At 39.3% G+C, this 8780-nt stretch carries 10 protein-coding genes, 1 tRNA gene and 1 other annotated feature; of the genes, 7 read left to right on the top strand and 4 right to left on the bottom strand.

What is annotated here, in order from left to right; genetic code table 11:
• The first annotated feature begins 41 nt into the window (after positions 1-41).
• On the top strand, positions 42-1277 hold the full coding sequence (gene sstT / locus A5875_RS08705; protein ID WP_088933224.1) for a serine/threonine transporter SstT: 1236 nt from the start codon (positions 42-44) through the stop codon (positions 1275-1277).
• A 322-nt stretch (positions 1278-1599) separates the two neighbouring features.
• Here sstT and A5875_RS08700 read toward each other — a convergent pair.
• From A5875_RS08700 to A5875_RS08685, 4 genes are all read right to left on the bottom strand, one after another.
• Positions 1600-1673 (bottom strand) — tRNA-Arg (locus tag A5875_RS08700).
• A 60-nt stretch (positions 1674-1733) separates the two neighbouring features.
• A complete protein-coding gene (locus tag A5875_RS08695) occupies positions 1734-2573 on the bottom strand; it encodes an alpha/beta hydrolase (protein ID WP_088933223.1) in 840 nt (279 codons plus the stop codon).
• 99 nt (positions 2574-2672) lie between these two features.
• Entirely contained in the window at positions 2673-3341 is a 669-nt protein-coding gene (locus tag A5875_RS08690; protein ID WP_088933222.1) for an O-methyltransferase, read from the bottom strand.
• On the bottom strand, positions 3341-3988 hold the full coding sequence (locus A5875_RS08685; RefSeq protein WP_088933221.1) for a uracil-DNA glycosylase: 648 nt from the start codon (positions 3986-3988) through the stop codon (positions 3341-3343). Before A5875_RS08685 ends, A5875_RS08690 begins: the two co-directional genes overlap by 1 nt.
• Before the next feature lie 172 nt (positions 3989-4160).
• Positions 4161-4232: a sequence feature (ribosomal protein L21 leader region), on the top strand.
• A 21-nt stretch (positions 4233-4253) separates the two neighbouring features.
• Here A5875_RS08685 and rplU point away from each other — a divergent pair.
• The 6 genes from rplU to A5875_RS08655 all read left to right on the top strand — a co-directional run bounded on the left by rplU (position 4254) and on the right by A5875_RS08655 (position 8726).
• On the top strand, positions 4254-4562 hold the full coding sequence (gene rplU / locus A5875_RS08680; RefSeq protein ID WP_010740661.1) for a 50S ribosomal protein L21: 309 nt from the start codon (positions 4254-4256) through the stop codon (positions 4560-4562).
• 17 nt (positions 4563-4579) lie between these two features.
• On the top strand, positions 4580-4930 hold the full coding sequence (locus tag A5875_RS08675; RefSeq protein ID WP_088933220.1) for a ribosomal-processing cysteine protease Prp: 351 nt from the start codon (positions 4580-4582) through the stop codon (positions 4928-4930).
• A 12-nt stretch (positions 4931-4942) separates the two neighbouring features.
• Positions 4943-5236 carry a 50S ribosomal protein L27 gene (gene rpmA / locus A5875_RS08670; protein WP_010745708.1) on the top strand — a complete coding sequence of 98 codons (294 nt, stop codon included), beginning with the start codon at positions 4943-4945 and terminating at the stop codon, positions 5234-5236.
• Positions 5237-5343: 107 nt separating this feature from the next.
• The gene (locus A5875_RS08665; RefSeq protein WP_088933219.1) at positions 5344-5610 is read left to right on the top strand and encodes a SemiSWEET family transporter; all 267 of its coding nucleotides are present in this window, start codon (positions 5344-5346) and stop codon (positions 5608-5610) included.
• A 296-nt stretch (positions 5611-5906) separates the two neighbouring features.
• Positions 5907-7274, top strand: a complete 1368-nt coding sequence (gene trkA, locus A5875_RS08660; protein WP_088933218.1) for a Trk system potassium transporter TrkA — start codon at positions 5907-5909, stop codon at positions 7272-7274.
• A 12-nt stretch (positions 7275-7286) separates the two neighbouring features.
• Entirely contained in the window at positions 7287-8726 is a 1440-nt protein-coding gene (locus tag A5875_RS08655) for a TrkH family potassium uptake protein (protein WP_088933217.1), read from the top strand.
• The last annotated feature ends 54 nt before the right edge of the window (positions 8727-8780 follow it).

Raw genomic sequence — 8780 nt, 5'->3', positions numbered from 1 at the left:
TGTTTTTATGATAATTAAAAATGGAAAAGGGGACACTTGTTTTGTTAGAATTTTTTAAACAACTTTCGCTAATCAAGCGGATTGTCATTGGGATTGTCGTTGGGGGAATTTTAGGCGTTTTTCTACCTCAATGGAGCTTCATTGCAATATTAGGTAGTTTATTCGTTGGCGCATTAAAAGGAATTGCTCCATTATTAGTATTTGTGTTAATTATGGCTTCTGTATCGAAACATCAATCAGAAACGCAAACATTCATTAAGCCGATCATTTCATTATATTTACTTACCACCTTATTAGCAGCAATAGTTGCCGTACTGGCTAGTTATATCTTCCCTCTAACTATTTCTTTACAGGAGGTTTCAGGTTCTCAAGAGGCACCAAAAGCATTGATCGATGTATTGACGACTATTTTAAATAATATCGTTCAAAATCCGTTGCAGGCAATGATTGAAGGAAATTATTTAGGTGTTCTATTTTGGTCAGCTCTAATTGGCTTTGCCATGCGTACACGGAAAAATTCGGTAAAAGAAGTCATTGACGAATTTTCTCAAGCAATCACAGGAGTAGTCCAATTAGTCATTGCGATGGCGCCATTTGGTATCGCCGGTCTAGTTTTTGATTCGGTCGCTTCAACTGGGTTAGCAGGATTAGCGCAATATGGCCGCCTCCTACTTTTATTGGTAGGAACAATGCTGGTTGTAGACTTGATTGTATATCCTTTAGTCGCTTTTGTATTGATTAGACAAAATCCGTACCCGCTTGTCTGGTTCTGTCTGAAGGAAAGTGCTATTCCAGCATTTTTCACGCGAAGCTCTGCAGCAAATATTCCGATCAATATGATGCTGGCAAAACGCTTAGGGTTAACAAAAGAATCTTATTCAATTTCGTTACCATTAGGAGCAACCATTAATATGGGTGGGGCTGCCATTACCATTTCGATAATGACCTTAGCCACTGTTCACACTTTAGGAATTGCTGTTCCCTTTAGTCTGACCTTAATGCTATGTGTATTATCAGCTTTGGCTGCTTGTGGTGCTTCAGGAATTGCCGGCGGATCTTTATTACTGATTCCATTGGCTTGCAGTCTCTTTGGAATTTCTAACGACATTGCGATGCAAGTTGTCGGTGTAGGTTTCATTATTGGTGTGGTTCAAGATTCTGTTGAAACAGCCGTTAACTCATCAAACGATCTATTTTTCACGGCAATTGGTGAATTTTCAGATTTACGTAAACGAGGAGAAAAAATTAACCTAAAAGAACGTTTGTTAGATAAATAAACTTTTTGTTAACTACTAAAAAATAAAGAGGCTGTTGCGAAATAGAAATCTATTCTCGCAGCAGCCTTATTTGTATGTAGTTAAAATTAATTAAATGCAGGAGCAGAGACGAACACATAAAACAACAACAACTATTGGAAATTCTCAAGTCAATACCGATGGAATTGAAGGAACAATTGTTATCGTATGGTGAAAGTGTTAGCAAAAAAGAAATATCCCCTGATTTTTGGAGAAAATAAAAAATCTGTTAGCAGAATTCAGGCTCGGCTAACAGATCATTCAGACTGATATAGCAAGGTTTTCACCCTGTTATACTTCAAAATATCACAGGAGGGATTCGAACCCCCGACCGTCCGCTTAGAAGGCGGATGCTCTATCCGGCTGAGCTACTGTGACAGTAGTTTTGCAACAATTGCTATTATAGAAAAACTACCCTTACTTGTCAATGCTAATTCGTTATTTTACTGATTCAAAGAGATATTCTTTGATTAACTTCAAGGTTTTTGGATTTTCAATCAAGGAACCATGGTCGGCTTGTTCATTCACAATGATCTCCTTATATTTCTCGCTATCGCCGTAAATCAATCGTCCGGCAAGAACACTTGTCAATGGAACAGTGGTGTCAGAGTTTTGATTATCTACATTGCCGGCGATGTTATAGACAGTGATGTTCTTAGGAATGTTCTTTTTGTTTTTCAAATAGTATTTCAAAAGATCGCTCTCAGCTTTTGGTTTTGTAAAGGTTGAACGGTTGTCACTATATTCCCACGAAGTATCGTTATAGGGGGTACCTAGTGTAATCAAATGATAGAGTGAGGGATCATTGCTTTTTTGTTCGTTCTCTAAATAGCCGGTGATGATCAAGCCGCCGTTCGAATAGCCTAAGTAATCATAGGTATTGAAGGTATAATACTTTTCAGCATACTCTAAGGCCTTTTGAAACCAGCGAGATTGTTTTGGAAGTGATGGGTCCGATCCATCTTCGAAAGCAACAGCGATGATAGGTCGCTTTGTATTTTTTGTAAAGTGACCAGAAGAGGTAATTGAATCATCCTTATTGACTGTGATTTTTATTTCATCAACATTCTTTTCTGTTTGTTTTAAAGAGTCCACTAAACTATCAAAGCGATCAACGTCGCCATTTGTACCTGGAACCATAATTACTGGTGCGGGGATTGGCAAAGGATCGTTGATATTTTTTGAGGCATGGACATGATTTTTTGTTTCGAATAAGATGATTCCGAGGATACACACCAATAAAATTGATATGATGCCTCCTATTTTTTTGTTCTTCACAGGAAACTCCTCCATTTCAGTTCCCTAGTGTACGCCGATTTTTTTTAGGTACAAGCAAAAAGGCGGAAATTCAAAAAAGTTTCAAATTTCCGCCATTAATTATTTGTTTTTTGAGATTAATGCTACGCCGTCACCTAGAGGTAATAAAGTAGAAGTTAGTTCGGGCGACTTTGTGACTACCTCTAAAAATTCGTTCAGCTTCCGGTGGATTGCTCGGTTCTTGCGAGGAATTTCTTCGATTGGCTGCAAAACTGTACCTGCTTGAAAAATATCATCTACCATCAAAACACCATCATCAGATAATAGACGCAGACATTCAGGTAAGAAGGTAATATATTTTGATTTTGCGCTGTCCATAAAAATAAAATCATAGGGACCTTCCAAGTTGCTCAGCAGGTCTGCCGCTTCGCCTTCTAATAGAGTCACTTGATCTTCCAAACCTAGTTTAGCAAAATTCTTTTTTGCTTTTTCGATCATGACAGGAAAACGGTCGATCGTAGTAATCTTGGCATCCTTACTAAGCGATTCTGCCATCAAGCTGGCTGAAAAACCAATTGCGGTCCCAATCTCTAAAACATTTTTCGGCTGCTTTTGTTTTAATAGAAACTGTAAGAAGACGACTGTTTCGTGGGGAATCACCGGCACACCATTCTCATGGGCTAGGTCCTCTAAGTCACCTAAAGAGCCGGTTAATTGTTTTTGCTCGGTCCGTAAGTAATGCAAAATATCTTCATTGATAATCGGACGGTACATCATTTCATTGCGCATTATTTTTCCTCTTTCTTTAGTAAATTTCCTAATATTAACCAATCTGCCAAGATCTTTTCGCTTAGGGAACGATTATAAAAAATCGCTGCCGGATGGAAAAGAGGGACGATAGTGTATTCTTTTTCTGATATTCGATAATTGTTTTGCTCTGCCGACAGTCCCAGTACGGGACCGTGATAAACTTCGCCGTGACGTTCACTGATCTGCCATTTTGGTCCAAGCAAACGCTGCAGACCGATATTGCCTAAAGTAGCGATGATTTTTGGCTGAACAGCTGCCAGCTCATAATCTAAAATCGGTGCGTGAGCTAAGACTTCTTTTTTATTTGGGGTTCGATTCGGATAAACGGTCTCAATTTCCTGCGTTCGCTTGTTTACACGTTCGACAATTTTATAAGGCCGGCTTCTAACTGCGCTGGTAATATAGGTATTATCCCGCGTCAGACCGATGGATGCCATGGCTTGGATTAATTCTTTTCCAGCTGCACCTGAAAAGGGAATGTGATTAACGATTTCGTTACGACCAGGTGCCTCGCCGACCAGCATTAATTTTGGCTGAAGCGGACCTTGCCCTGCGACAAATCCTTCCAGCTGAAAATCTTTGGAACGTTCCGCTACTAAATTAACCAATTTATCAGGATAGTCCATTTATGCCACCTCGCACTAATTATCACCCTGCTAATCAATTAAAGAAGAGCAGAAATGATGAATTCATTTTATCATCCTTCTAATAGTAGAAAAAAGCAGGACGCGCGTCAATAATTAATCATTGACTTGACCTATCTTTTTTAGTAAACTATGAATGTTGTAATTGTGGAACTCACAGCTACAACCGCACAGAACAAGTTATTAAGTACTTCGGTCACTTGGGATGGCGAGTCTAAGTATATAATTATAAGGAGGTGCCACAAGCATGTACGCAATCATCAAAACTGGCGGTAAACAAATCAAAGTTGAAGAAGGTCAAGCAGTCTACATTGAAAAATTAGACGTTGAAGCTGGCGAAAAAGTTGTCTTCGACCAAGTTGTTTTAGTAGGCGGCGAATCTACAAAAGTAGGAGCTCCTATCGTTGAAGGTGCAACTGTTGAAGGAACTGTTGAAAAACACGGCAAACAAAAGAAAGTCGTTACTTTCAAATACAAACCTAAAAAACATTCACACCGTAAACAAGGTCATCGTCAACCTTACACTAAAGTTGTCATTGACTCAATCAAAGCATAAAAAAGAAGGTGCCTAAGTTGATCAAAGGTACATTCACTCGAAATCATGCAGGTCAAATCAGCGAATTTACGTTGACTGGTCATGCTGAAGCTGGTCCTTACGGTAGCGATATCGTATGTTCGGCTGTCTCCGCATTAGCCATCAGCACCGTAAATAGTCTGGATGCACTAGCAGGTGTCATTCCGAACATCGAGACCAACGATGACGAAGGTGGTTATCTTCATGTTGCGTTGAACTTGGATGATTCCATGACTCAAGAGCAGATGAATATCTCGCAAATTTTGTTAGAGCATTTATTATTAGGCTTGCAATCAATCGAAACAGAGTATTTGGATTTCATCGAAGTCCATACAGAATCTAAATCATAGGAGGTGCAGCTCATGTTATTGAATATGAACTTACAATTATTCGCCCATAAAAAAGGTGGCGGTTCAACTTCTAACGGACGTGACTCAGAATCAAAACGTTTAGGTGCTAAACGTGCTGACGGTCAAACTGTTACTGGTGGATCAATTCTTTATCGCCAACGTGGTACTAAAATTTTCCCTGGTGTAAACGTAGGTATCGGTGGTGATGACACATTGTTTGCTAAAGTTGACGGCGTGGTACGTTTCGAACGTAAAGGTCGCGACAAAAAACAAGTGTCTGTATACCCAGTCGCTCAAGAAGCTTAAGAATTTCGAAGTCCTCATCCTGTGAAGCGGGATGAGGGCTTTTTTTCGCTTCTTAACTCAATTTACGGTACTATTTTATTAACGAGAGAGGTTTGGGGTGTGTATTTGTGGAGAAGAAGGAACGAATGGTTTTAGTTTTTGGGAGGATAGCTTCAGTTTTATCAGTGTTGATGTATGTTTCATACATCCCGCAGATTATGAATAATTTAGCGGGAAATAAAGGGAATCCAATCCAACCAATGGTGGCGATGGTCAACTGCATCTTTTGGGTGATTTATGCGACTATGCAAAAGAAAAAGGATTATCCAATTATTATTGCCAATGTGCCGGGTGTCTTTTTAGGTGCGATTACATTTATCACAGCGATAATGTAGCTTTTGGAAAATTTAATAAGGAAGTATCTAGAGTAGCGTTTTTACTTTAGGTACTTTTTTATTTTACTTTCGATTTTCATTCTCAAATAAAATAGGCTTGATCCAAACTTTTTTACGTTTTATTCGTCATAGGTGATGGAAAAATTTTAGTCGTTCAATTTTCCTCAAAACAATTTAAAAAGTCGTTTAAATTCGCATAATTCTGGAGAAAGAGTTTCGTGAAAGTCCGTTGTTTTCCTTGTTAGAAAGGGCTAGAATGGAGGATAAGAATATTAATTTTTAAACAGGAGAAAAGAATGAAAATTATTGTTTTAGGCGCTGGTAAAGTTGGTAAAGCTTTGACTCAGTATTTGTCTGATGAGGATTATGATTATGATGTGGTCGTTATTGATTTGCATGCTGAAAAGGTAGAAACGATCGTTAATCAGTTCGATGTTTTAGGTGTGGTGGGTGATGGTGCGACCTACGATATATTGAATGAAGCGGGTGTCGATGATACAGATATTTTCATCGCTGTAACGCAGTCTGATGAGCTGAATATTTTGGCTTGTTTAATGGCGAAAAAAATGGGTGCCCAAAATTCAATTGCGCGCGTGCGAAATCCAGAATATTTGAAGCAGCGTTCCTTTATGCGGGATCAGTTAGGATTGTCCATGATCATTAATCCGGAATTGGAGGCCGCCAATGAAATTCGTCGAATATTATTATTCCCTTCCGCTTTTAAAGTGGATACGTTTGTTGGAGGGAAAATCGAATTAGCCGAATTTCGTTTGAAAGAAAATGCGCGATTGATTGGCGTTTCCTTGAATCGACTTGATAAGGTATCTAAAACAAATGTGTTGATCTGTTCTGTCCGGCGAAAAGATGAACTGGTCATACCAGACGGCAATTTTGTCCTTGAACAAGGAGATCGTATCCATGTCATGGGTCAGCATCGTGATCTGGTGCGCTTTTGTCAGGATATCAATTTATTTGAACAAAAAACCAAACGAGTCATTATGGTCGGCGGTGGACGGATCGCCTATTATTTGGCGCGGCAATTAAGCGAACATGGAATCCAAGTGAAGATTATTGAAAATGATCCGAAGCGTTGTCTTGATCTTTCTATCATGCTTCCTCATGCCACGATCATTGAATCCGATGGCAGCGATGAAGAAGTTTTGAATGAAGAGGGGATTGAATCGGTGGATGCATTCCTTGCATTAACAGGATTTGACGAAGAAAATATTGTGATTTCATTATATGCCAAACAAATGAAAGCGAAAAAGACAGTGGCTAAGGTGACACGGACTAACTTTATGAATGTCTTGGATCAATTGGACATTGATAGTATTATCTCGCCTAAGAACATCATCGCGACGCATATTCTAAGATATGTTCGAGCGAAAAATAATAAAGATGATGATAGCAGTGTGAAGACATTGCACCATCTGTTTAATGACGACGTGGATGCCATGGAATTCGTAGTGACTCCACAGACTAGTTTCTTGAATAAAAAAGTTTCAGAAGTAAAACTAAAAAATAATGTCTTAATAGCGGCGATTTCTAGAGAACGCGGCTTCGTTATTCCAAAAGGTGACACAGAGATTCGATTAAAGGATCATATCGTGATTATTACTACAGATCGAAAAATCTGCAGCTTAAATGATCTGGTGAGGAGATAGCGGTGAAGCATTATGAATAAAAAAATGGTTGTCTTTACTTTAGGCAAATTATTGAAGGTCGAAGCTGTTTTGCTGCTTCTGCCATGCATTGTTGGTTTGATTTACCGTGAAAAAGCAGCTCTGTCGTATGCTGTTGTGGCCGCGTTCGTATTTATAATTGGGACTTTAATAAGTTGGAAAAAACCTAAAAATCGCAATATCTATGCTAAGGAAGGGTTCTTCATCGTTGGCGTGAGTTGGACGCTGTTGTCTTTATTTGGCGGCTTGCCATTTATGATAGCTGGTGAAATCCCTTCGCTTACGGATGCTTTTTTCGAAACCGTATCCGGTTTTACGACGACCGGTTCGTCGATTTTAACTACATTGAGCAACATCAGCCACGCGAGTTTATTTTGGCGAAGCTTTACGCACTGGGTCGGAGGTATGGGGATTCTGGTCTTTACTGTTGCTTTTATTCCGATAGCTTCAGGCAGAACGATGCATATTTTGAAGGCTGAGATGCCAGGACCGATCATTGGTAAGCTGGTCTCGAAGGTTAGTGTGACTGCGCGGATTTTATATGTGATATATACTGTTTTAACGTTGATTCAGATTGTTTTGCTAATATTAGGCGGTATGCCGGTTTTTGACAGCTTTTTGAATTCGTTCGCAACAGCCGGAACTGGCGGGTTCTCCATGAGTGATGCGGGGATTGCCGGCTACAACAGTGCTTATATTGATGGGGTAATTACAACCTTCATGATTTTATTCGGGATCAATTTTAATCTGATCTATTTCTTTTTGATTGGTAAAATTGCACCTGTATTAAAGAGTGAGGAATTACGCGGTTATTTAGGGATTATCGCCGCTTCGGCGATATTGATCACGATTAATATTTCATCTCAGTTCCCATCTTATCTGAAGGCATTTCGTTATGCGGTATTCCAAGTCGCATCTATTATTACGACAACTGGATTTACCACAACGAATTATGATAAGTGGCCGATGTTTTCTCAGGTCATTTTACTTCTATTAATGTTTGTGGGGGCTTGTGCCGGTTCGACAGGCGGCGGGATTAAAGTCTCACGAATTCAAATGTTAGTAAAGCACGCGCTTCAAGAACTAAAAAAAGTTGTTCACTCACGCAGTGTCACATCGATGGAGTATGAAGGAGAGACGATCGCGCCTAAAACGATCGGGAATATTCATGCCTATTTAGTTCTTTATTTATTAGTTTTTGTCGTTTCGTTACTAATACTGTCGCTGGAAAACATCAATTTTCAAACGACATTCTCAGCAGTTGCTACCTGTATCAATAATGTGGGACCAGGTTTCAAAGCAGTGGGTCCAACGGGCAACTTTGGATTCTTATCTAATCTTTCTAAATGGACTCTATCTTTTGCCATGCTAGCTGGCAGATTAGAGATGTTCCCGATCCTGCTGCTTTTTTCTAAGTCTTTTTGGAAAAGCTAAATATGAAGATTCACTCAATAGAAATCTTATCTCGTTTTGGGATAAGATTTTTTA

The sequence above is a fragment of the Enterococcus sp. 3H8_DIV0648 genome (genome assembly GCF_002140655.1).
Lineage (GTDB): Bacteria > Bacillota > Bacilli > Lactobacillales > Enterococcaceae > Enterococcus_A > Enterococcus_A hulanensis.
This window is presented reverse-complemented; position numbering and strand designations above follow the sequence as displayed.